This window comes from Coprococcus sp. OM04-5BH (assembly GCF_003482105.1).
GTDB lineage: Bacteria > Bacillota > Clostridia > Lachnospirales > Lachnospiraceae > Coprococcus.
In genome coordinates this window covers 1-23,364 of record NZ_QULM01000006.1, presented here as the reverse complement: position 1 = coordinate 23,364, position 23,364 = coordinate 1, and the positions used below count along the sequence as shown (strand labels likewise).

Annotated in this window: 20 protein-coding genes and 2 tRNA genes; 21 read left to right on the top strand and 1 reads right to left on the bottom strand. The window is 43.6% G+C overall.

The window, feature by feature from the left end:
* Nucleotides 1–40: 40 nt before the first annotated feature.
* The 4 genes from thrH (at nucleotide 41) to DXB54_RS10295 (ending at nucleotide 3,368) form a co-directional block, all read left to right on the top strand.
* Nucleotides 41–640 (top strand): bifunctional phosphoserine phosphatase/homoserine phosphotransferase ThrH, encoded by a 600-nt coding sequence (thrH, locus tag DXB54_RS10310; RefSeq protein ID WP_118695207.1) that lies wholly within the window; start codon nucleotides 41–43, stop codon nucleotides 638–640.
* Nucleotides 641–674: 34 nt separating this feature from the next.
* A complete protein-coding gene (locus DXB54_RS10305; RefSeq protein WP_118695140.1) occupies nucleotides 675–2,189 on the top strand; it encodes a UDP-N-acetylmuramoyl-L-alanyl-D-glutamate--2,6-diaminopimelate ligase in 1,515 nt (504 codons plus the stop codon).
* A gap of 41 nt (nucleotides 2,190–2,230) precedes the next feature.
* On the top strand, nucleotides 2,231–2,818 hold the full coding sequence (locus DXB54_RS10300; RefSeq protein WP_118695139.1) for a hypothetical protein: 588 nt from the start codon (nucleotides 2,231–2,233) through the stop codon (nucleotides 2,816–2,818).
* A gap of 61 nt (nucleotides 2,819–2,879) precedes the next feature.
* The gene (locus DXB54_RS10295) at nucleotides 2,880–3,368 is read left to right on the top strand and encodes a hypothetical protein (protein ID WP_118695138.1); all 489 of its coding nucleotides are present in this window, start codon (nucleotides 2,880–2,882) and stop codon (nucleotides 3,366–3,368) included.
* 157 nt (nucleotides 3,369–3,525) lie between these two features.
* Here DXB54_RS10295 and DXB54_RS10290 read toward each other — a convergent pair whose 3' ends face one another.
* Nucleotides 3,526–5,949 carry a GH25 family lysozyme gene (locus tag DXB54_RS10290; protein ID WP_118695137.1) on the bottom strand — a complete coding sequence of 808 codons (2,424 nt, stop codon included), beginning with the start codon at nucleotides 5,947–5,949 and terminating at the stop codon, nucleotides 3,526–3,528.
* Nucleotides 5,950–6,324: 375 nt separating this feature from the next.
* Between DXB54_RS10290 and DXB54_RS10285 the strand changes: the two genes are divergently transcribed.
* From DXB54_RS10285 to DXB54_RS10205, 17 genes are all read left to right on the top strand, one after another.
* Nucleotides 6,325–7,191 carry a DUF1189 family protein gene (locus DXB54_RS10285; protein WP_118695136.1) on the top strand — a complete coding sequence of 289 codons (867 nt, stop codon included), beginning with the start codon at nucleotides 6,325–6,327 and terminating at the stop codon, nucleotides 7,189–7,191.
* 1 nt (nucleotide 7,192) lies between these two features.
* A complete protein-coding gene (gene pyk, locus DXB54_RS10280; protein ID WP_021938649.1) occupies nucleotides 7,193–8,932 on the top strand; it encodes a pyruvate kinase in 1,740 nt (579 codons plus the stop codon).
* Nucleotides 8,933–9,383: 451 nt separating this feature from the next.
* Nucleotides 9,384–10,721, top strand: a complete 1,338-nt coding sequence (locus DXB54_RS10275; protein ID WP_158578235.1) for a C40 family peptidase — start codon at nucleotides 9,384–9,386, stop codon at nucleotides 10,719–10,721.
* Nucleotides 10,722–11,005: 284 nt separating this feature from the next.
* On the top strand, nucleotides 11,006–11,533 hold the full coding sequence (hpf, locus tag DXB54_RS10270; protein ID WP_021938647.1) for a ribosome hibernation-promoting factor, HPF/YfiA family: 528 nt from the start codon (nucleotides 11,006–11,008) through the stop codon (nucleotides 11,531–11,533).
* A gap of 538 nt (nucleotides 11,534–12,071) precedes the next feature.
* Nucleotides 12,072–14,642 (top strand): preprotein translocase subunit SecA, encoded by a 2,571-nt coding sequence (secA, locus tag DXB54_RS10265; RefSeq protein ID WP_118695134.1) that lies wholly within the window; start codon nucleotides 12,072–12,074, stop codon nucleotides 14,640–14,642.
* Nucleotides 14,643–14,710: 68 nt separating this feature from the next.
* A protein-coding gene (prfB, locus tag DXB54_RS10260; RefSeq protein ID WP_118695133.1) for a peptide chain release factor 2 occupies nucleotides 14,711–15,821 on the top strand; the annotation gives its coding sequence in 2 pieces (ribosomal slippage) (nucleotides 14,711–14,785 and nucleotides 14,787–15,821; 1,110 coding nt in all).
* Between the two features lie 45 nt (nucleotides 15,822–15,866).
* Nucleotides 15,867–17,072, top strand: a complete 1,206-nt coding sequence (locus DXB54_RS10255; protein ID WP_118695132.1) for a homoserine dehydrogenase — start codon at nucleotides 15,867–15,869, stop codon at nucleotides 17,070–17,072.
* Nucleotides 17,073–17,285: 213 nt separating this feature from the next.
* Nucleotides 17,286–17,765 carry a deoxycytidylate deaminase gene (locus tag DXB54_RS10250; protein ID WP_021938643.1) on the top strand — a complete coding sequence of 160 codons (480 nt, stop codon included), beginning with the start codon at nucleotides 17,286–17,288 and terminating at the stop codon, nucleotides 17,763–17,765.
* Nucleotides 17,766–17,909: 144 nt separating this feature from the next.
* Nucleotides 17,910–18,344: a tRNA (adenosine(37)-N6)-threonylcarbamoyltransferase complex ATPase subunit type 1 TsaE gene (tsaE, locus tag DXB54_RS10245; RefSeq protein WP_021938642.1), complete on the top strand. Its 435-nt coding sequence runs from the start codon at nucleotides 17,910–17,912 to the stop codon at nucleotides 18,342–18,344.
* 28 nt (nucleotides 18,345–18,372) lie between these two features.
* Nucleotides 18,373–19,068: a tRNA (adenosine(37)-N6)-threonylcarbamoyltransferase complex dimerization subunit type 1 TsaB gene (gene tsaB / locus DXB54_RS10240; protein ID WP_118695131.1), complete on the top strand. Its 696-nt coding sequence runs from the start codon at nucleotides 18,373–18,375 to the stop codon at nucleotides 19,066–19,068.
* Between the two features lie 119 nt (nucleotides 19,069–19,187).
* Nucleotides 19,188–19,676, top strand: coding sequence for a ribosomal protein S18-alanine N-acetyltransferase (gene rimI, locus DXB54_RS10235; RefSeq protein ID WP_118695130.1), 489 nt, complete (start codon nucleotides 19,188–19,190; stop codon nucleotides 19,674–19,676).
* A gap of 129 nt (nucleotides 19,677–19,805) precedes the next feature.
* Complete coding sequence (locus tag DXB54_RS10230; RefSeq protein ID WP_118695205.1) at nucleotides 19,806–20,033, top strand: hypothetical protein; 228 nt, start codon at nucleotides 19,806–19,808, stop codon at nucleotides 20,031–20,033.
* 119 nt (nucleotides 20,034–20,152) lie between these two features.
* Nucleotides 20,153–21,064 carry a ribonuclease Z gene (locus tag DXB54_RS10225; protein ID WP_118695129.1) on the top strand — a complete coding sequence of 304 codons (912 nt, stop codon included), beginning with the start codon at nucleotides 20,153–20,155 and terminating at the stop codon, nucleotides 21,062–21,064.
* A gap of 74 nt (nucleotides 21,065–21,138) precedes the next feature.
* Complete coding sequence (gene tsaD / locus DXB54_RS10220) at nucleotides 21,139–22,167, top strand: tRNA (adenosine(37)-N6)-threonylcarbamoyltransferase complex transferase subunit TsaD (protein ID WP_118695128.1); 1,029 nt, start codon at nucleotides 21,139–21,141, stop codon at nucleotides 22,165–22,167.
* 5 nt (nucleotides 22,168–22,172) lie between these two features.
* On the top strand, nucleotides 22,173–22,868 hold the full coding sequence (gene ispD / locus DXB54_RS10215) for a 2-C-methyl-D-erythritol 4-phosphate cytidylyltransferase (RefSeq protein WP_118695127.1): 696 nt from the start codon (nucleotides 22,173–22,175) through the stop codon (nucleotides 22,866–22,868).
* Between the two features lie 196 nt (nucleotides 22,869–23,064).
* Nucleotides 23,065–23,150, top strand: a tRNA-Ser gene (locus DXB54_RS10210).
* A 45-nt stretch (nucleotides 23,151–23,195) separates the two neighbouring features.
* Nucleotides 23,196–23,284: transfer RNA gene (locus DXB54_RS10205), tRNA-Ser, on the top strand.
* Nucleotides 23,285–23,364: the final 80 nt, after the last annotated feature.

Genomic DNA, 23,364 nt, shown 5'->3' with positions numbered 1-23,364 from the left:
ACATAAATATTAACAACAAATGGAGGAAACAAAGATGGCAATGAATATTGTATGTTTAGATTTAGAGGGAGTTCTCGTTCCTGAGATTTGGATAGCATTTTCAAAGGCAACAGGAATACCGGAGCTTATGAAGACCACAAGAGACGAGCCGGACTACGATAAGCTCATGAAGTATAGAATAGCAATCCTCAAGGAGCATGGACTTGGACTTAAGGAGATCCAGGATACCATCGCAACTATAGATCCTATGCCGGGTGCAAAGGAATTTCTTGATGAACTTCGTTCAATAACACAGACCATCATTATAAGTGATACATTTACACAGTTCGCAGCACCGCTTATGAAGAAGCTGGGATATCCTACAATCTTCTGTAATACACTTGAAGTAGCAGAAAACGGCGAGATCACAGGCTTCAAAATGCGTTGCGAACAGAGCAAATTAACAACAGTAAAGGCACTCCAGTCCATCGGCTTTGAGACAATAGCTTCAGGAGACAGCCACAATGACCTTGGCATGATCCAGGCAAGTAAGGCAGGCTTCCTCTTTAAGAGCACAGACCAGATCAAGGCTGACTACCCACAGATCCCTGCTTTCGAGACCTACGACGAGCTCATGGCAGCCATAAAGAGCGCACTCTAATCTATAGTATAAGTTTATTGAGGAGATGATCAATATGATACTTAAGGAATTAATAGAAAAATTAGATTACGAGTTAGTCTGCGGTGACATTGACACAGACATCAGCTCCATCACATCCGACTCCAGAAAAGTCGTCGACGGAACAGCATTTATCTGTATCAAGGGCTATCAGTCAGATGGTCATGCATACATAGGCAAGGCTATTGAGAATGGTGCAACAGCCCTTATAGTAATGGATGTTCCTGACTTTGAAGCAATGGAGATAGAGCCCCATGTGGCAGCAAGGCTTACCATAATCCAGGTTGCCGACACAAGGCTTGCCCTTGCGTATATGTCAGCAGCATATTTCGGATACCCTGCAAAGGATATGGAGATGATCGCATTAACAGGCACAAAGGGTAAGACCACTACAGCCCACATGATAAAGAGTATCCTTGAAGCAGCAGGCAACAAGGTGGGAATGATCGGAACCGTAGGTGCGTTTGTGGGGGATGTAAAATATCCTACAAATAACACCACACCGGAGTCCTACGAGCTTCATTCGCTGTTCAGACAGATGAAGGATGCAGGATGTACCCATGTAGTAATGGAGGTTTCATCCCAGGCACTTAAGCTTCACAGAACAGCCGGAATACATTACGATTATGCATTGTTCCTGAACCTTTCACCTGATCATATAGGACCAAATGAACATGCAGATTTCAACGAATACAGAGATTGCAAGAAGATGTTGTTCTCCCAGACCGACAAGGCCATCGTAAATTACGATGATGAGAACTGGCAGTATATGACGGAGAATGTGAAGGACGTGGCAACAACCTCAAGCCAGGGCAACAGTGAGGCTGACTACTACTCAACAGATATAAAGAACATATGGAGACCGGGCTTTCTGGGTGTTGATTTCAAGCTTCACGGAAAGCTTGAAGAGAGCATGGAGCTTAATATTCCGGGAGCGTTTAACGTGGAAAATGCACTGCTTGCCATAGCATTTGCCCATGAGAGTGGGATAGCATATAAAGATATATCAGAGGGCTTAAGGACCGTATACGTTAAGGGTAGAAGCCAGCTTGTAAAGGGTACCGAGGATATCTCAACCTTCATAATCGATTATGCCCATAACGCTCTCAGCATGGAGAACATCCTTACAACCTTAAGGACATACAATCCTAAGAGACTTATATGTATGTTCGGAGCCGGCGGCTGCAGAGCCAGAGACAGAAGATTTGGAATGGGAAGAGTATCGGGAAAGCTGTCCGACCTTTCCGTTGTAACAATGGACAATCCAAGAACCGAACCTGTGGCAGATATAAATGCCGACATAGTAAAGGGTATCGAAGAGGTCGGCGGCAAGTATATTGTCATTGAGGACAGAAGAGAAGCCATCCATTATCTTATTGAAAATGCAAATAAGGACGATATCGTTGTATTTGCAGGTAAGGGACACGAGGAGTACATAGAGATAAACAACCAGAAGTTTGACTTCTCAGAGGAGCAGGTTGTTAAGGAATATGTAGAAAAGAAACGTCAGGAGAACGCAGAGCAGGCATAGCTCCTGTAGTTGATCCTGTTAAGTTAGGGAAGGAAACAAATATGAATACATATGACAGAATAATGGGGATAGGAACAAAGATGACAGACATGGACGCGTCCACATATCAGGGGGCGTTCATCGGTAAGATATCCTACACCACAACAAAGGAAGCCGCAGAGGCTTTACATATCACATACGAGTATGGAGATGTAAAGGAAAATGCATTTATGTACATCCTTTCCATCCTTGGCAAGGTGGACGGAGTAGAGGCTCCTGTGGAGAAGATGACCATTACTCTTGTAAAGGCTCAGGCAGCAGGAGATAAGAGTACGGAGACTGAGATAAAGAGAACTCCAAAGGCAGAATATGAAAATGAAGAGCCCTTTCATACATTTTCAAAGGAAGAGGTATACAGCTTCAGCAGGGAGACCGGAGATGAGAACAAGATCCATCTTACAGATCATCCGGTAGTTCAGGGAATGTTACTTGTGAGAACAGCAGCCTGCAAGCAGGAGGGGCTTGCAAGACTTGATGTGAAATTCACAGAGCCATGCTATGCAGAGGAAGAGCTGTACTGGGGCTTTAACGGCAGAGAGAATGTTCTCTATGCAGATGGATATATAAAGGCGTCCTTCAAGATCAAATAGAGATGACATATAAAATAATGCAAGTCTTAGGCAGATGATGTATTGTTTTTCGGGAGGTGCCATGAAGAAAAGAACATTAATATACCTTTTGGGCAACATAGCCATACTGGTTTCACTGTTTCTGCCTTACATCAGGTATAAATTCACCTACAATGAGGACCGGGTTGAAGCAAGCTTCACATTGTGGAACATAAAAAAGCTTAATACCGTGCCGGGGCTTCCGGAACTGGCGGTGGCAAGGTTTGTGCCGTATATATTACTGGTGCTTGTGCTGGTGGCATTTGTAGTAGGATTTTTTGTTATGACAGGCAAGGACGACCTGAGACTGGCGACAGTGGTCATAACAGTGCTGCAGGCAGCTGCCTTCTTACAGATGCGTCTGTGCGGTGCCATTAAGACCTATTATGCCATGTTTGGTACCATAGAAGAAAATGCCAGGACGGCAGGCTACACCGGAAGTGCAGGCTTTGGAACAGGGTACATGCTGCTTATAGCAGGTATAATAATAAGTGTTGTAGGTTCAGTACTCTGTATCACAGAGGAATCATGATAAGCACTGGTCAAATGCAAATATATAGGCGTGTTGCAACCGACTCGGTGCTATAACAAAAAGAGAATGTGGAGTTTAGTTTCCACATTCTCTTTTTTAATATGCTTATATATAAATTGTTCTGGCTTTTTTTCCTAGGCTCTTCATGGCTTTGCAATTACTGTTTCAGCTTTATATACTGGGATGAACAGTAACCTACGAAGCTCGAGCTGTTCTTGGTGTATGAAACCTTATACCAGATAACGCCGTTTGTTCTTGTGGCACCGGTGATGGTCACTGTGCTGCCGTTTGAAAGGCTTCCGATTATGACAGCACTTGTGTCGCCGGACTTTCTGACGTTAAGGCTTGAAGCGGTGACCGTACCTGTAAGGTTGCCTGAGTAATAGGAGGTTCCGTAGGATACCCTTGAATTATAGGTATTTTTGCCGTAGGTCTTGTAGGCTACCACATGGTACCTGTAAGGTGAGGTAAGTGCCGTGCCGAGGTAGGTAGTGCTGTTAACACCTTCAAGGGTGGTTACAAGAGTATATTTATTGGTTGTAGTATTGTATATATACAGCTTGTAGCCCGTGGTACCTGCCTGCCTATCCCAGAAGAGGAACTGGTATCCGCCGAATAACTTGTATTTAAAATTGGATACCTGTGATGGGCATGTAGTAGTATTAAGCTCCGTATTATCTGAAACATAGTCAACGGAATTTATGGTCTTGTATGCCTGGATCATGAATTTGTAGCCCTTACATGCCAACAGCCCCGGAACTGTATAGCTCCTTGTTCCGCTTCCTACCTTCTTGATAAGATCATATTGATTGGTATTGTAATTGTAGTAATATAACATGTAGCCGTTGGCTCCGGATACTGCACTCCAGGAGAGGCTTATGCTTTCGTCGGTATAGGATGTAAGTTTCAGTGATGACACCCTGGCAGGTCCTGTTCCCGCATATATCTTATCCGAGTATGGGTAGGCATTCGTAACCTTGCCACCGCTCATTTTGTAGGAACGTACACAGTACTGGTAGCTTACTCCGCTTGGAAGCTTGTTGTGTATATAGAAGTTAGAGTAGTTATTTGCTGTGTCTCCAAGAACCTTCCAGGTGGTAGTAGGAGAGGTCTTAACATATACACGGTAGGCATTGACACCCTTCTGCATATCCCACATAAGCTTTACCTGATTTGAACCGGATGAAACAACATGAAGGTTTTTAACCTTGCCCGGGGACTGGAGATCCCCCATGGTTGCTGATGTCATTTTATTTGAAAATGCACCATAGTAGCTTCCCGAGTGAAGGTAATGGATAGCTCTTACTGCATAGGTGTAAGCTGTACCTTCTAACAGATTATTGTCGGTATAAGTAAGGGTTGAAGCACCTCGAAGGAGGGCAACCTGCTTGTAAGTATTCGTATCGTTGTCAAGTCGGAATACCTGGTAGCCGTAGCAGCCAACAACCTTGGACCATTTAAGTGAGATGGCACTGTCACTCTGAGGGGTAAGGGTAAGACTTGCAACCTTATCAGGAGCCTTCATGTATCCGTAGTTTAAGTCGGTAGCGTGATTGATACCCGGTACCTGACCGCTGTCTGAGTACTGCCAGTAATTGTAATCACCTTTGTAATTTGCTGTGTCATTATATATGGCAAGCCACAGTGGATAATATTTGGTGATGTTATCCGGGTTGAGATTACTGTTTAACAGAGATTTATATGAGTACATCATAGCCGTGTAGCCGCTATTTTCTATGGTGGCACAGAATGCATTACAGATAGCGGTTGCTGTTGCCCTTGAAAGCTTGGCGTTCTGCAGTCTGCCGTTAGGATAGAACTCGTAATCATATATTATAGGAAGATTTATATTGTATCCTTTGATAAGGTCGATGACAAATCTGGCCTCCTGCTGGGCCTCTGCGACAGTTATTGACTGGGTGTATGTGTACACGCCTACATCAAGTCCGGCAGCGATAGCCCCCTCCAGGTTAGTTTTGTATCTGTCATCAGTATATAACCCACCGCCTGAAGCACCTCTTCCCGACACACGGATGAATACGAAGCTGTATCCCGCATTCTTAACCTGTGTCCAGTTGATGACTCCGTTCCACTGGGATACGTCGATACCGTTTAACACATCGTAGCCTGAGAATCTCGAATCGTGATAGTAGGTCTTAAATATTTCACTTGACTGGGGATCCACAATGAGGGCATTAGGAGATGCCTTATCCTTAAGGCTTTCCTCAGAAGCGTCCTCGGTTGTATCTTCATAAGCCTTCTCAGTGATATCTTCAGAAGCGTCCTCAGTTGTATCTTCATAAGCCTTCTCAGTGATATCTTCAGAAGTGTCCTCAGTTGTAACCTGGGAAGAGTCCTCGGTAACATCTTCAGCATATCCTGTATCCCCGGTATCCTCATAGGAAGTGTCCGGATTTTCAGAGATATTTTCAGAAGCGGTCTCAGTAGAAGCCTCATAGACTTCCTTTGTAACTGCTTCATTTGCAGCCTGACTATTTAGCGGGGCAAATCCCGTAAGCAAAAGAAATGCACTGACCAAAGACAGACTTATCAACGGTTTCAATCGTTTTTTCCTGATCATTTTGTCCTCCTTTATTGAACGCCAGCGAAACCATGGAACTACATTCAGTTAAAATTCTGACGTATTTTGGGTCGATTTGTCATTATGGTGGAAGGGCATATGACCTTCCGGAGGCATTCCCACAGGGGGGTAAAAAAGCCTTTACTTAACATAATATAAATAATATGGTTAAAAGTCAACAATTAAGCTTGAATTTATGCCCTTAAAATCGACAAAATCAATAAAAATCACTATATAAATTTAATGCTGTAAAGTAAAAAAATATATAGAAAATAAAAATTCCTATGGTATAATGTAGGCGTGTTGTGTAGTATATACATTATTATATGTACTGTTTGTATATATTCTGAATAATAAAAAGAGGTATGTTTATATATGGATACAGGTATGGAGACAAGGATCGGACCTTTAGGAGCCATTAAAGGGATATTTAAAGGAATCATAAATCCGGTAGAGTATGTAGACAGCACTGTGAGATCCGGCTGGGGAACCACACTGCTTATAATGTTTATAGTCAGTCTTCTGGTTCCGTTCCTTACCTTTTTTCTTCCTGCCGACACATTGTTCGGGGGAGACAGGCTGGGTACAGAGCTGGAGCAGATCCTTCCGGAGTTTGAACTTTCCGAAAAGGGACTTAAGAGTGGTCTTAAGTTTGAGAAAGCTTATGATAAGAATTTTTATATAAATATAGATACAGAGACAGGAGTACTTGATGAGAAGGAGCTTGCCACGGAGCTTAAGGGAACGGTATTCCCAACGGCCATATATGTGTCATCGAAGAATATCTATGTTTATTATGACGGCCAGGGAACCATGCTTGACTGCAGCGCATTGTACAGAGGCTTAAGTGTGTTTATGGGTGGTGACGTCATAACCAGGGAGGATGTAGTTTCCTATATAAATAAGACAGATATGCCGGTGATCATTACTGTATATGTTGTTATGGCGGTGCTGGCATTTGCAGGCTTCTATGGTTCATCCCTTATATGGGCAGGCCTTGGAACCGCATTTTCAAATACCTTTGAGGCAAATCTTTCATACGGAGAGCTTATGAGAGCTGCCATACATGTAAGGGTTGTATGGTATATATTAAAGAAGTTGCTTAAAGCATACCTGCTTCCGTCATTTGGAGCACTGCTGTGGATTGGGGCATTGGTAGCTATATTCGTCTATTACTTTAAGGGTATAAAGGCCTTTGGAGAAAATAATAAAAATAATTTATTTACAGGAGGATGCAGATAATATGCGTAAAACAAAGATAATATGTACATTAGGTCCTGCAACAGATGATGATAATGTCCTTAAACAGTTAATGCTGGCCGGAATGGATGCGGCGAGATTTAACTTCTCTCATGGCACCCATGAACAGCACAAGGCAAATAAAGAAAGAGTTGTTAAGTTCAGGGAAGAGCTCGGACTTCCTATTGCCACCATTCTTGATACAAAGGGCCCTGAGATCCGTGTGAGAGATTTCAAGGACGGCAAGGTAGAGCTTAAGGCCGGCAATAAATTCATCCTTACAACAGAAGATATTCTGGGTGACGAGACGAAGGCTTCCATAACATACAAGTACCTGGTAAATGATGTTAAGCCGGGCAATACCATCCTTATAGATGACGGCCTTATTGAGCTCAGTGTAGAGAGCGTAACAGAAAAGGACGTTGTCTGCCGTGTTGAAAATGGCGGAATTGTTTCAAACCACAAGGGTGTAAATGTTCCTCGCGTAGACCTTTCCATTCCATATATAAGCGAGCAGGATCGTTCAGATATAATCTTTGGTATAAAGAACGATTTTGACTTCATTGCTGCGTCGTTTGTAAGATGTGCAGACGACGTGCTCCAGATCAGAAAGATATTTGACGAGTATCACTGTGATAATATCAACATTATCTCAAAAATCGAGAATATGCAGGGCGTTGAGAATATAGATGAGATCATAAGAGTATCCGATGGTATCATGGTTGCCAGAGGCGACATGGGTGTTGAGATACCTCTTGAGGATGTTCCTGTAATCCAGAAGATGATCATTAAGAAGGTTTACAATGCCGACAAGCAGGTTATCACAGCAACCCAGATGCTTGATTCCATGATGAAGAACCCTAGACCTACAAGAGCTGAGGCTACCGACGTTGCAAATGCTATCTACGACGGAACCAGTGCCATAATGCTTTCAGGTGAGACGGCCGCAGGCAAGTACCCTGTAGAGGCACTTTCAACCATGATCAAGATCGCAGAGAGAGCAGAGCAGGATATTGATTATACCAAGAAATTTCAGAACAGAGACAGCGAGAAGAACTCGGATATTACCAGTGCTATCTCCCATGCAACCTGTACAACAGCCCTTGACCTTGACGCCGCAGCCATTGTAACTGTTACAAAGTCAGGTAAGACTGCAAGAATGATCTCAAAGTACAGACCGGCATGTCCTATAATCGGCTGTACACCTATAGAGAAGGTAAGCAGACAGCTTAATCTATCCTGGGGCGTTAGTCCTTTGGTTATTCCTGAGTGTGACAACACAGATGATCTCTTCGAGAATGCGGTAGAAGCAGCCAAGAAAGCGGGATTTGTAAAGGATGGCGAGGTTGTGGTTATAACAGCCGGCGTACCTCTTGGGGTGGCAGGAACCACAAACCTTGTTAAGGTTCATGTGGCAGGTCATATCCTTGTTAAGGGAACCTCTGTAAATGATAAGTCTGTATGTGCACCACTGTGTGTATGCAAGGATGAGGCTGAGCTTAAGAAAAACTATAAGAACGGAGATATTATCGTAATACATGAGACCAGCAATAATATCATGAACGAGTTGAAGACCGCTTCAGCTATCATCTGCGAGAAGGACGGCAAGAATTCCCACGCAGGAGTAGTTGGCTTAAGCCTTGATATTCCTGTTATACTTGGCGCTGCAAATGCTACCGAGATATTAAAGACAGGTTCCATCGTCACCGTAAAGGGCAAGGAAGGCGTGGTAACCTCCAATTAACATCTAACATATATAATTAACATCTAACATATGTAGCAGTCGTAAAATATAGAAGGAGATATCGGGGGTTCCCCGGTATCTCCTTTTCTTTATGCCATGGCAGCGAGTCAAGTGCAACATGCTTGCAAAATTGCACTTGACAACTACTGATCAGCGGATAAAATCCGCAAAGAATGCTTTATCGCTGTAATGATGTCATATACTCAAATATTACAAAAATATTAAACTGCTTCAAACCATAAGATCCCTCAAAACCTATAAAATCAAGGGGATGTCAAAAAAAGTCAGAAATATTATGTTGACAAAGTATATATGCGTTGATATAATACAAAAGAAATGTAACAAATTTGTAATAAAATATGATACATTTGAAACAAATGAAACATTTATGACAAATAATTGTTGCGCATAAGTAATAAACGCAACGAGCGATATTATAGGAGGTATGATGATGTTCAGAACATCTATAAAGGCTGCCACCACAATAGTAGCGGCTGGGTTAGTTGTAACAACAGTATTTGCGAATTTAGGCATGAATACTAATGCTGATGAAGTCATGAACGACTCATCAATCGGTATTTCATCTGCAATAGACAGATATGTGGAAGCTGCCGGTAGTGACGCGGCAGACAGCACAGAGCTTGCAAATGCCGATGCCACAACAGAGGAAGCAACAGATGGCACAACTGAAACAACAGAAGACACAACAAAGGTTGCAGAGACATGCAAGTATCCCCAGTTTGAGAACAGATGTCTTACAACTACAACAGGAAATGTAAACATCAGAAGCGAAGCGAGTGCTGAGTCAGAAAAGGTTGGTACACTTCCATCAGGAGGTATCGCCCTTGTAAAGGAAAAGGGTGATGAGTGGACATACATAGCGTCAGGAAATTGCGAAGGATACATAAAGAATGAGTTCATTGCATTCGGTGATGACGCAGGTGCTTATGCAGAGACACATCTTGATAAGGTTGCAAAGGTTACAGCAACAACTCTTAGCGTAAGAGAAGAGGGAAATGCAGACAGTACATGTATCACACTTGTTCCTCAGGGCGGAACATACACCATCTTAAGTGATGATGGCGACTGGCTTCAGGTAGCAGTAGATGACAACACAACGGGCTACATCAGCTCAGAATACGCTGAGAAGGAGTTCAAGGTAGTAAGAGCTACAACGGTAGCTGAAGAAGAGGCAGCAGAGCAGGCAGAAAAGGAAGCTCAGGAAAAGGCTCAGGCAGAGAAGGAAGCTAAGGAGAAGGCGGATCAGCAGGCTGGCGGTCAGACAGAGGCACCTTCAAATGATAACGGATCAGGCAGTGACAATGGTTCGGGAAGCGAATCAGGTTCCGGTTCAGATAACGGATCAGGTTCAGGATCAGGCAGCGAAGCTCCTGCAGCACCTGTAGACACAAGTGCAGATGGTGTACAGAAGGGGGCAGACCTTGCGGCATATGCTCAGCAGTTCGTTGGAAACCCATATGTATACGGTGGTACAAGCCTTACAAACGGTGCTGACTGTTCAGGATTTACACTTGCACTTTACGCACTCTGGGGTATCAACTTACCACATTCAGCAAACTCACAGTCATACATGGGAACAGCCGTAGATTTCTCAGAGCTTATCCCTGGTGACCTTGTCTTCTATGCAGATCCTGACGGCACAATGGGTCACGTAGGAATTTACATCGGTAACGGACAGATCGTACATGCCAGCTCAAGAAGAACCGGTATCAAGATCTCAAATTACAATTATAGAACACCTGTTAAGGCACGTAGATTATTCAGCTAATATCTTTACAGGAACCGCACAAAACACCGGCAGCAATGTCGGTGTTTTTTTAACTTAATGTAATGATGTCTGTGACATCGTTACATTAAGCAACTATTTATAAAGCAATCATATACAGACATAGGAGAACAGGATACGGGAGGTATTGTTTATGGTGAAAAATGCATAAAAAAATTATGCAAAATGCCACCTCATAGTGCAAAATGTATTGAAAAAAGTACAGTTTGTGGTATAATAAGAACATCAATTTGGATGTGAATCCAAAAAAGAAGGAGTTGGGCATCATGAATTACATAATAAGTGGTAAGAACATTGAGGTTACAGAGGGTTTGAAGAGTGCTGTACAGGATAAGCTTTCAAAGCTTGAAAAGTACTTTACAGAAGATACCGTTGCTCAGGTAACATTTAGTGTAGAAAAAGACAGACAGAAGATAGAAGTTACAATACCTATGAAGGGACATATCATCCGTGCAGAGCAGGTAAGCGATGATATGTATGTATCTATTGATCTTGTACTTGAAGTTATTGAGCGTCAGGTAACAAGACATAAGAAGAAGCTGGTAGACAAGGCTCAGAACGCAGCTTACTTCCAGAACGCATTCATCGAAGAAGAAGATGAGGAAGATGACGAGATTAAGATCGTCAGAACAAAGAAGTTTGACGTTAAGCCAATGTATCCTGAAGACGCATGTATCCAGATGGATCTTCTCGGACATAGCTTCTTCGTATTCAGAAACGCAGATACAGACGAGGTGAATGTAGTTTACAAGAGAAAGGGCAACACATACGGTCTCATCGAACCGGAAGTATAATCAATTAAATATATGGAATATCACCATTCCCCGTGCTCCACATGGAACACATGGAAACCAGTGATAACCCAAGGAAGAGACTGCCATAGCAACATGTGGCGGTCTTTTCTTTTGTATGTTGACGATATGACATGCATTTACAAGATTATTGTTGCATGTTGAAATTTTGTAATCCTATGCATGACATAGACAGCCGCATGGGTGGAAAGATACAGTATTGAAGTGACGGTAGCGAGGCTTTCGTAATGACGAGCACGCTAACAGCGACAGTGGTTGCATGTTTGAGAGCAAGAATGCAATATGCGATGCATATTTTAAATGCATTCTTGCGACTTGTCATAAGGTGCCACGGAGTGGCGGATACCTTGTGACATACATATTCCTCGTAGAGGCGAGTTTGCAAGGAACTGGAGCGGAAAAGTGCGTGCGGTTATTTACATACATCGTTCACCTACGGCATACATAAAAAATGCCTTGATATACAGCCAGGATAATGTTATCATGTACCCTGAATAACAATAAGCAGGAGTGTGTAAAAATGGGATTATTTGAAAAAGTATTTGGAACACATAGCGAAAAAGAACTGAAAAAGATTAAACCTCTTATAGATAAGATAGAAGCATTAGATTCAGATATGCAGGCTTTATCCGATGAAGAACTTAAAGCTAAGACACAGGAATTTAAAGACAGACTGGCTAAGGGCGAGACCCTGGACGATCTGCTGGTAGAAGCATTTGCAGTAGTAAGAGAAGCAGCATACAGAGTGCTGGGAATGAAGCACTACAGAGTACAGCTCATCGGTGGTGTAATATTACATCAGGGCCGTATCGCCGAGATGAGAACCGGTGAAGGTAAGACACTTGTATCAACACTTCCTGCATACCTCAATGCCCTTGAAGGAAAAGGTGTCCATGTGGTAACGGTAAACGATTACCTGGCAAAGCGTGACGCCGAGTGGATGGGAAAAGTTCATGAATTTCTTGGACTTACAGTTGGTATAATTTTAAACAGCTCAACGCCGGAAGAAAGAAAAGCAGCTTATAACTGCGATATTACATATGTAACAAATAACGAATTAGGTTTCGATTACCTGAGGGACAACATGGTAATCTATAAGGAGAAGCTGGTATTAAGAGGACTTCACTACTGCGTAATCGATGAGGTTGACTCAGTACTTATCGATGAGGCAAGAACCCCGCTTATTATCTCGGGCCAGAGCGGCAAGTCCACAGAACTCTACAGAATGTGTGATTACCTTGCAAGACGTATGAAGCGTGGCGAGGGCGACGGCGAGATATCCAAGATGGATATGCTCATGAACAATGTGGCGGAAGAAGACGGAGATTTCCTTGTAAATGAAAAGGACAAGTACGTAATGCTCACTGCAAATGGTGTAAAGGAAGTAGAGCAGTTCTTCCATATAGATAACCTTTCAGATCCTGACAACATGGAGATCCAGCATAACATTATCCTTGCTCTCCGTGCCCACAACCTTATGTTCAGGGACAGGGATTACGTTGTAAAGGATGACGAAGTACTTATCGTTGATGAGTTCACAGGACGTATAATGCCGGGTAGAAGATTCTCAGATGGTCTCCACCAGGCAATAGAGGCTAAGGAAGGCGTAAAGGTTAAGAGAGAGAGTAAGACCCTCGCAACCATTACATTCCAGAACTTCTTCAATATGTTTGAGAAGAAGGCAGGTATGACAGGTACAGCTCTTACAGAGGAGCAGGAGTTCAGAGAAATCTACGGAATGGACGTAGTAGTTATCCCTACAAACCTCCCTGTACAGAGAATTGACTACCCTGACTCAATATTCAAGACAAGAAAAGAAAAATTAAATGCAATAATAGAGCAGATCTGCAAATGTTATGAGACAGGCCAGCCTGTACTGGTCGGTACCATCAACATTGATGCGTCAGAGGAGATCAGCCACCTCTTAAGCAAGAGGAGAATACCGCATAAGGTACTTAATGCCAAGTTCCATGAGCTTGAGGCTGAGATCGTTGCAGATGCAGGCCAGAAGGGGGCGGTTACCATTGCAACCAACATGGCAGGCCGAGGAACCGATATTAAGCTTGGCGAGGGTGTGTCAGAGCTTGGTGGTTTAAGGATCATCGGTACAGAGAGACACGAGTCAAGACGTATAGATAACCAGCTCCGTGGTAGATCAGGACGTCAGGGTGACAGAGGTGAATCAAAGTTCTACCTTTCACTTGAGGACGATCTTATGAGACTCTTCGGATCAGAGAGAGTAATGGGACTCTATGACGCCCTTAAGATACCTGAGGGTGAAGAGATCCAGCACAGGACCATCTCCAACTTCGTAGAAAAGGCACAGATGAAGATAGAGAGCAACAACTTCGCTATCAGAAAGAGCCTTCTTGAGTACGACCAGGTAAATAACGAGCAGAGAGAGATCATTTACAAGGAGCGTAGAAGAGTTCTTGACGGTGAGGATATGCATGAGGTTATCCTTAAGATGATAAAGGATGATGTGAATTCATGCGTAGACCAGGTATGCTCAGGGGAGTCACATCCTGAGAACTGGAACATTACCGAGCTTGACGACATGCTCAGAAACATAATCCCATATCCTGAGCACATCCAGTTAAAGGATAATGAGAAGGATGGAGATATAGCAGCTCTTAAGGAGAGACTTACAGATGAAGCCCTTGACCTTTACAAGAAGAAGGAAGAGGAAATCGGTGATGAGCAGCAGATGAGAGAGATCGAGCGTATCATGCTCCTTAAGGTCATAGACAGAAAGTGGACAGACCATATCGACGATATGGACAGACTTAAGCAGGGAATAGGACTCCAGTCACTGGGACAGAGAGATCCTGTTGTAGAGTATAAATTTGCAGGCTATGACATGTTCAATGCCATGACAGCCTCTATCCAGGAGGATACAGTTAAGCTCATAATGAGAGTTAAGGTTGAGCAGAAGGTTGAACGTGAGGAAGTAAATAAGGTTACAGGAACCAACAAGGATGATACAGTAACCAAGGGACCTGTTAAGAAGGCAAAGAAGATCGGAAGAAACGATCCATGTCCATGTGGCAGCGGCAAGAAGTATAAGAACTGCTGCGGCAGAGACCAGTAAAGAAATACCCCATACATCTTAAGATGTATAATGAATTGAAAATAAATCAGAAAAGCAGGTGATTATAGGTGTTAGAAACAGACCAGATAAAATACACTCTGGGCACACTGAAGCAGCCTCTAATGGAAGTAAGGGATTCACTTTGACATCCCTGGCAAATTAGACGGAATAGGCAAGCTCCACTATGAAATGGAGCAGCCGGGATTTTGGGATGATATAAAACATTCAACAGAAGTATCCAGGGAGCTTAAGTTGCTGGAGGATCAGGTGGATGGCTTTAACAAGCTGTCTTCAGATTTTGATGACATGCAGGAACTGGTAGAGATGGCAGAAGAGGAAAATGACGCTTCCATGGTTGAAGAGATCCAGAACATGTTAGAGGTATTTACAAAGGAGTTTGACGACTACAGAGTAAAGCTTCTGTTGTCGGATGAATTTGACAACCATGACGCAGTGCTCACATTACATGCAGGCGCCGGTGGAACCGAGGCGTGTGACTGGGTATCAATGCTATACAGAATGTATACCAGATGGGCAGAGAAGAAGGGCTATAAGGTTGAACTTCTTGATTACCTTGAGGGTGATGAGGCAGGCATAAAATCAGTAACTATACAGGTATGCGGAGAGAATGCCTACGGCTATCTCAAGTCCGAGAAGGGCGTCCACAGACTGGTTAGGATATCGCCATTTAATGCGGCGGGCAAGAGACAGACGTCATTTGCCTCCTGCGATGTGATCCCTGAGATCGAGGAAGATCTCGAGATCGAGATAAATGACGATGACCTCCGTATAGATACATACAGATCCTCAGGCGCAGGCGGACAGCATATAAATAAGACCTCCTCTGCTGTCAGGATAACACATCTTCCAACGGGCATAGTAGTTCAGTGCCAGAATGAGCGTTCACAGCACATGAACAAGGATAAGGCAATGCAGATGTTGAAATCAAAGCTGTACCTTATCAAAAAGCAGGAAAATCTTGATAAAATATCTGATATAAGAGGCGAGCTGCTGGACAACGGCTTCGGAAGTCAGATAAGATCATACGTTATGCAGCCATACAAACTTGTTAAGGACAACCGGACCGGCGAGGAAACAGGAAATGTTGCTGCTGTCTTAGACGGCGAACTTGACAATTTTATGAATGCGTATTTAAAATGGAACAGTTGCAGAGAATAACTAATTAAGAAACATCAAATGTAAGGATAAAGGAGAAAGAGAACAATGGTGAATATAGCGGTTTTAGGCTACGGCACAGTTGGATCAGGAGTTGTTGAGGTTATAAATACCAACGGCAGTATCATAAACAGGAAAGCAGGCGAGGAGATCAACATTAAATATGTTCTCGACCTGAGAGATTTCCCGGGAGATCCCGTTGAGAAGATTCTTGTTCACGACTTTGAAACTATACTCAATGACGAAGATGTAAAGGTAGTTGTTGAAGTTATGGGTGGTGTAGAACCGGCATACACATTTGTTAAGAAGTGTCTTCTTGCAGGTAAGAGTGTTGCCACATCTAACAAGGAGCTTGTGGCTACCCACGGTGTTGAGCTTCTTAAGATCGCAGCCGACAAGAGCGTTAATTTCTTCTTCGAGGCTTCAGCAGGCGGCGGAATACCTATAGTTCGCCCTCTTATCTCATCACTTACAGCAGATAAGATCACAGAGATCACAGGTATACTTAACGGAACAACCAACTATATTCTTACAAAGATGGCGAATGAAGGTGCTGACTACGCAACAGTACTTAAGCAGGCTCAGGAGCTTGGCTATGCAGAGAGAAATCCTGAGGCGGATGTTGAGGGCGGTGACGCATGTCGTAAGATAGCAATCCTCACATCACTGGCATATGGCAAGAACCTTGATTATAACCGTATCCATACAGAGGGAATAACAAAGATAACAACAGAAGATTTCCGGTATGCAAAGGTTATGGATGCAGCAATAAAGCTTGTGGGAACCACAAAGGAGATAGAGGGAACACTTTATACATTTGTTGCCCCTATGCTCATAGGCAAGGAACATCCACTGGCAGGAATAGATGATGTATTTAATGGCGTATTTGTCCATGGAAATGTTCTTGATGACGCGATGTTCTATGGAAGAGGCGCAGGAAAGCTTCCTACAGCCTCGGCGGTTGTTGCGGATGTTGTGGATGCAGTGAAGAACCTTGGGCGCAATGTCCTTACTATCTGGGATGAGGAACCTCTTGAGCTTGGAGATTTTAAGGACGCAGAGAATAAATTCTTTGTAAGAGTATCAGACAAGGTTGAGGATGCGGCTATAGAGGCTGAGTTTGGCGAGGTTTCATATATCACTGCAGGCATAGCAGGTGAGAAAGCCTTCATCACAAAGCCTGTTAAGGAATCTCTTTATGAAGATGCGTGCGGTAAGTTTGATATTATAAGCGGCATACGTGTTGACTTTTAATTATTTGCAGGGATAAATATATGCCGGTGGAAGACTGTTTTAAGGCAAAGATCTTTCACCGGCTTTTGTGGCGTCAGACCTTTGCCGGGTGAGTGTCCAAGTGTCGGCAACACACTTGGAACGGTGCTTAGGAAATGCCCCTGAACAGATGAGAGGGCGACACCAACAGGCGAATTTTAAATGGGCTGAAGTTTAAGGAGGAGGGGCAAACATATGAAGAGAACAGATTACATAAGTTGGGATCAGTATTTCATGGGAATAGCGATGCTGTCGGCAGAGCGAAGCAAGGATCCCTCTACCCAGGTGGGAGCATGTATCGTAGATGAAAACAACAGGATAATGTCCGTAGGCTATAACGGTATGCCGGCAGGCTGCAATGATGACACAATGCCATGGGGTAAGGTCGGTGCCCCTCTGGACAACAAATATTTCTTTGTGTGCCATGCGGAGCTTAATGCGATACTTAATTACAGGGGCGGAAGCCTTAAGGATGCAAGAATCTATTCAACCCTGTTTCCTTGCAATGAGTGTGCTAAGGCTATAATCCAGTGCGGCATAAAGGAGGTTATATACTGTTCGGACAAATATTCCAACACCGACAGCACCATTGCTTCAAAGAGAATGTTTGACATGGCGGGAATAACCTACAGACCGTTCGAGGTAAAGGGACGAAAGATAACCTTTGACCTGTAGACTTGATAAGAACGCAAAGCGGATGTGAGCAGAACTGAATGCTGAAAATTAAACACAGAAGCGGGACAGCGGTGTTTAAGTGGGATTACAAAGGTTGAATACAGAGTGAAGCAAAAATAAAAAAGATCGGAAAATATTGAGAACATGGAAGATATAATAAGAGAGAGCTTTAGCGAGGAAGACACCTATAACATAGGCAGAGAGTTTGGTGAGGCTGCAGAGAAGGGCGATGTATATTGCTTTTACGGAGATCTGGGCGTGGGAAAAACAATTTTCTCCAAAGGCTTTGCCAAAGGGCTTGGTATCAATGAAGTGGTGAACAGCCCTACATTTACAATAGTTAAGATATATGATGAGGGCAGGCTGCCCCTGTATCACTTTGACGTGTATCGCATCGGCGACGTTGACGAAATGGACGAGATCGGCTATAACGATATGATCTACGGCGATGGGGTGTGCCTCATAGAATGGGCGAACTTAATAGAAGATATACTTCCTGACCATTACAGGAAGCTTACCATAGAGAAAGATCTTACGAAGGGAACAGATTACAGACGCATAAGCCTTGTATCTGTGTAGATTGAAATAAACAGGAGGTGCAGACGGTATGAAGATACTGGCTTTTGACAGCTCGGGCATGGTGGCATCAGTTGCCCTGACTGAGGATGATATTTTACTTGGAGAATACACAACCAATCATAAGAAGACCCATTCACAGACCCTGTTGCCTATGCTGGATGAGCTGATGAAGATGCTCAGTATGGACGTTAAGGATGTGGATGTCCTTGCCCTTGCAAATGGTCCGGGTTCATTTACAGGCTTAAGGATCGGCGCGGCAACAGTGAAGGGATTGTCACTGGCTCTTGATAAGCCGGTGGTTACGGTTCCTACACTTCTTGGACTGGCGTACAATATGTGGGGCAGCGACCATGTGATCTGTCCACTTATGGATGCAAGAAGAAATCAGGTATATACAGGAATCTACAGATATACTGATGAAGAAGGCATAACAACAGTCCTTGACCAGACCCCTCTTGACATAGCTGATATTATTGATAGGGTAAATAAAATCGGTGAGCCTGTGGTTTATCTTGGAGACGGAACCGTTCCATATGCTGAACAGATAAAAGAGAAGACTAAGGTGGGTTATACATTTGCACCTGCCCATATGAACAGACAGAGCGCCGGAACTGTAGCGGTTGCGGCGTATGAGCTGTATAAGCAGGGACATGTTTCAAATGGCGATGATTTCGCGCCGGATTACCTGAGAAAATCCCAGGCAGAGAGAGAATCCGGCAGGTAAAGATAAAAAGGCAAGAACAAAAAGATAAGAATAAAGAGAAAGTGCCGGATGGCGCATAAACATAAAAAGAAAGCACGCATTGATCTGTAAGCCGTGCTAAGAAATAAGGAGCAGTAAAAATGAGTTTTGATGACGGTGGGGCGGCCCCCATTATTACCATAACTATAAAAGAAGCAGAGGAATGTCAGGCTATTGACATAGTTGAACTTGGAGAGAAAATATTTTCAAATCCATGGAATGAGGAAAATGTAATGGCTTCCATATTCGGAACCTATGATAAGGTGATGGTTGCCATGGAAGGAGACGGCGACGGACAGGCACTGGTGGGATATATAATATATTCTGCACCGTGCGAGGACTGTGACCTGTTAAGGATTGCAGTTCGTGAGGACGTCAGAGGCAGAGGCGTTGCCACACAGCTAATGCAGTATATGGTGTATGATCTCAAGAAAAACGGACACGAATCCATAATGCTTGAGGTGAGAGAAAGTAACGAAAAAGCAATAGCCCTGTATGAAAAGTTTGACTTTGATGAGATATCAAGGCGGAAGGATTATTACAGAGATCCCAAGGAGGATGCTGTAGTAATGAAGAAATATTTAGAGTAGAAAGTTTAAATCAAAAATGAAAAAATACTCGATATAAAGAAGATGATATCCATAAATTACCGGTATAAAATTAAGAACAAGTATATTAGTATAGACTTATATTATTTTTACAGCGAGGTACGGAAGAATATGATGTGCAATGGATGTGGAAAAAACATAAATACCGGAAGTGATAAGGACAAGGATATAATATATCTTGAGGATTTTGTAAAGATCAGAAAGGAATGGGGATATTTCTCAAAAAAAGACGGAGAGACCCATGAGCTGATACTGTGCGAAGAGTGTTATGACAGATTATGCAAAAACCTCACAATACCTGTAAACGTAAAAGAGACGGCAGAACTTCTGGGAAATTGATTCCGGAGCTGGCCGGAGATATGAAAAGAAAAAAGATGATCCTGAAATGACCCGGATATAAGGCTTTGCAAAAAAAGCTATTATCTGGGGAAAGATATAGAAGATGGAGGAAGGATATAATGCTTGATGTGTGTTTGCTTGGAACCGGAGGAATGATGCCCCTGCCTCACAGGGCACTGACGTCACTTATGGTGAGATATAATGGCAGTTCCATACTTATAGACTGCGGTGAGGGAACTCAGGTTGCCATCAAACAACAAGGCTGGAGTTTTAAGCCTATAGATGTTATATGCTTCACCCATTATCATGCAGATCACATAAGCGGGCTTCCGGGACTTTTGCTTACCATAGGCAATACAGACAGAAAGGAACCTTTGCTGCTGGTTGGACCTAAGAGACTTGAAAAGGTGGTAAACTCCCTTAGGGTTATAGCACCTGAACTTCCTTTTGAGATCAAATTCAAGGAACTTAATGAAGCTGAGGAACATTTTGAGGTGTGTGGGATAAATTTTGATGCCTACAGAGTGTGCCATAATATAACCTGCTACGGATACTCCATGAGCCTTAACAGAACAGGCAGATTTGACGCGGATAGAGCCAGAAGCCAGGACATACCTCTTCCGTATTGGAACAGACTCCAGAAGGGGGAGACCATAGAGGCGGACGGAAAGATATTTACCCCTGATATGGTGCTTGGACCTGCCAGAAAGGGTCTTAAGGTCACATACTGTACGGACACCAGACCGACTCCTGCCATAGAAAAGTATGCAGCCGGATCGGATCTGTTTATCTGCGAGGGCATGTACGGCGAGGAGGATAAGATTCAGAAAGCTATAGACCATAAGCATATGACCATGTATGAAGCTGCGGAGATCGCAGCAAAGGCGGATGTGGGAGAGATGTGGCTTACCCATTACAGCCCATCCCTTGTGAAGCCTGCCCAGTATATTGACAAGGTACGGGAGGTGTTCCCAAGGGCATATGCGGCAAAAGACAGAACAGAAAGAACCCTGGTTTTTGAAGAAGAGTAAATAATAAACGACGAAGGTGTATTTTAAACGGTGCCAATTTTATATGGCAGACGTTCAATAGAGAGGAACATATTATGAGCGACGAAAGAGAAGTTAAGATACTTGCCATAGAGTCATCTTGCGATGAAACCTCAGCAGCAGTAGTTGTAAATGGAAGAAAAGTATTGTCAAATATCATATACTCCCAGATAGATATACATACTCTGTATGGAGGTGTTGTGCCGGAGATAGCTTCAAGAAAACACATAGAAAAGGTTAATCAGGTAATAAAGGCGGCCCTCAAAGAGGCAGACTGTACATTGGATGACATAGATGCGGTGGCAGTTACCTACGGACCGGGGCTTGTAGGTGCATTACTTGTGGGCGTGGGTGCGGCTAAGGCCATAAGCTATGCCAAGAAGCTTCCACTGGTGGGAGTACATCATATAGAAGGACACATAGCAGCGAATTTCATTGAGTCTCCGGATCTTGAACCACCGTTTATGTGTCTGGTTGTTTCCGGTGGACATACACATCTTGTAAAGGTTACAGGCTACGGCGAATTTGAGATCCTTGGAGTTACAAGAGATGATGCCGCAGGAGAAGCATTTGACAAGGTGGCAAGAGCCATAGGACTTGGATATCCGGGAGGACCTAAGGTTGATAAGCTGGCGAAGGAGGGGAATCCTGACGCCATATCATTCCCAAGGGCGAAGATAAGCGATAATGAATATGATTTCAGCTTCTCGGGACTTAAGTCAGCGGTGCTTAATTACATTAATTCCGCAGAAATGAAGCATGAAGAGATAAACAGAGCAGATGTGGCTGCCTCATTCCAGAAGTCTGTAACTGATGTCCTGTCAGAGCATGCAGTGAATGCTGCGAAGAAATACGGAATGAAGAAGCTGGCGCTGGCAGGCGGAGTTGCGTCAAATTCAGGGCTTAGGGCAGCTATGAAAGAGCTGTGTGACAAAAATGGCATAGAATTATACTATCCGAAGCCTGTATTGTGTACCGATAATGCGGCGATGATCGGAGCTGCCGGATACTATGAGTATATAAAAGGTACAAGACACGGATGGGATCTTAATGCTATCCCGAACCTTAAGCTTGGGGAAAGATAAAACAGATGAAGAAAAAAATAACAGCCATAGTCCTTGCGGCAGGAAGCGGCAGGCGCATGGGCGGAGATATACCAAAACAATATATGGAGCTTTCGGGAAAACCTGTAATATATTATTCCTTGAAAGTATTCCAGGATAGCGTTGTAGACGACATAGTCCTGGTGGTTTCGGATGAATATATAGAGTACTGCAGAAAAGAGATCGTGGAAAGGTATGGATTTTCCAAGGTTACCGACATCATAAGCGGTGGAAGGGAAAGATATGATTCTGTACGCAATGGGCTTGAAGTCTGTGAGAGCGCAGATTATGTGCTGATACATGACGGAGCAAGACCGCTGATAACCGGTGACATGGTAAAACGATCTATTGCAACCCTGGAAGAAGAAACAGGCTGCTCTGTGGCTGTGAAGGCTAAGGATACCATCAAGATAAGTGATGAAAATGACTATGGCGTAGATACTCCGGATCGCAGATATGTGTGGCAGGTGCAGACACCTCAGAGCTTTCGCAGGAGAGAGCTTGTGGCAGCATATGAGAAGCTCGTTGCCAGTGGGGATACAGCTATAACCGATGATACCATGATCATGGAGCGGTACGGTGGTGTGAAGATCAAGCTTATAGATGGCTCCTATGCGAATATCAAGATAACCACCCCTGAAGATCTGGCACTGGCAGAGGTATTGCTGGAACACAGATCATAAAATCATGCATGCACATTGTGAAAAACATATAGCCGCCGCTGGAAAAAATGCACTGCGGAGGTGGAGGATAAGATCACTTTCACCATGTGCAAAAAAAATACAAATTTTTTAAAAAAATAGTTGACACCATGTGGCTTGGGTGATATTATATACAAGTCGCTGGCGAACAGCGATAACAAAATAGCATAAAAGCTATGGAGAGATATCGAAGCGGTCATAACGAGGCGGTCTTGAAAACCGTTTGTCCGAAAGGGCGCGAGGGTTCGAATCCCTCTCTCTCCGCTGAACTTCATGAGGAAGTTCTGACCAGGATATCGCTTGATACTGGGAGAAGTACCCAAGCGGTTGAAGGGGCTCCCCTGGAAAGGGAGTAGGCCGTTAATAGCGGCGCGAGGGTTCAAATCCCTCCTTCTCCGTTAATTCAAAAACGATGTCCGACAAATGAACCATGAAAATTTAACAACATGACAACCCTGAAATTTCTTATAAAATTTCA

Excerpts from the sequence above, each read along its gene's own strand:
- tsaB (WP_118695131.1), top strand. The coding sequence starts at position 18,373 with ATGAAGATACTGGCTTTTGACAGCTCGGGCATGGTGGCATCAGTTGCC.
- pyk (WP_021938649.1), top strand. The coding sequence starts at position 7,193 with ATGCGTAAAACAAAGATAATATGTACATTAGGTCCTGCAACAGATGAT.
- DXB54_RS10300 (WP_118695139.1), top strand. The coding sequence starts at position 2,231 with ATGAATACATATGACAGAATAATGGGGATAGGAACAAAGATGACAGAC.
- hpf (WP_021938647.1), top strand. The coding sequence starts at position 11,006 with ATGAATTACATAATAAGTGGTAAGAACATTGAGGTTACAGAGGGTTTG.
- tsaE (WP_021938642.1), top strand. The coding sequence starts at position 17,910 with ATGGAAGATATAATAAGAGAGAGCTTTAGCGAGGAAGACACCTATAAC.
- DXB54_RS10275 (WP_158578235.1), top strand. The coding sequence starts at position 9,384 with ATGTTCAGAACATCTATAAAGGCTGCCACCACAATAGTAGCGGCTGGG.
- DXB54_RS10290 (WP_118695137.1), bottom strand. The coding sequence starts at position 5,949 with ATGATCAGGAAAAAACGATTGAAACCGTTGATAAGTCTGTCTTTGGTC.
- ispD (WP_118695127.1), top strand. The coding sequence starts at position 22,173 with ATGAAGAAAAAAATAACAGCCATAGTCCTTGCGGCAGGAAGCGGCAGG.
- DXB54_RS10305 (WP_118695140.1), top strand. The coding sequence starts at position 675 with ATGATACTTAAGGAATTAATAGAAAAATTAGATTACGAGTTAGTCTGC.
- DXB54_RS10225 (WP_118695129.1), top strand. The coding sequence starts at position 20,153 with ATGCTTGATGTGTGTTTGCTTGGAACCGGAGGAATGATGCCCCTGCCT.
- tsaD (WP_118695128.1), top strand. The coding sequence starts at position 21,139 with ATGAGCGACGAAAGAGAAGTTAAGATACTTGCCATAGAGTCATCTTGC.
- thrH (WP_118695207.1), top strand. The coding sequence starts at position 41 with ATGAATATTGTATGTTTAGATTTAGAGGGAGTTCTCGTTCCTGAGATT.
- secA (WP_118695134.1), top strand. The coding sequence starts at position 12,072 with ATGGGATTATTTGAAAAAGTATTTGGAACACATAGCGAAAAAGAACTG.
- DXB54_RS10285 (WP_118695136.1), top strand. The coding sequence starts at position 6,325 with ATGGATACAGGTATGGAGACAAGGATCGGACCTTTAGGAGCCATTAAA.
- rimI (WP_118695130.1), top strand. The coding sequence starts at position 19,188 with ATGAGTTTTGATGACGGTGGGGCGGCCCCCATTATTACCATAACTATA.
- DXB54_RS10230 (WP_118695205.1), top strand. The coding sequence starts at position 19,806 with ATGATGTGCAATGGATGTGGAAAAAACATAAATACCGGAAGTGATAAG.
- DXB54_RS10295 (WP_118695138.1), top strand. The coding sequence starts at position 2,880 with ATGAAGAAAAGAACATTAATATACCTTTTGGGCAACATAGCCATACTG.
- DXB54_RS10250 (WP_021938643.1), top strand. The coding sequence starts at position 17,286 with ATGAAGAGAACAGATTACATAAGTTGGGATCAGTATTTCATGGGAATA.
- DXB54_RS10255 (WP_118695132.1), top strand. The coding sequence starts at position 15,867 with ATGGTGAATATAGCGGTTTTAGGCTACGGCACAGTTGGATCAGGAGTT.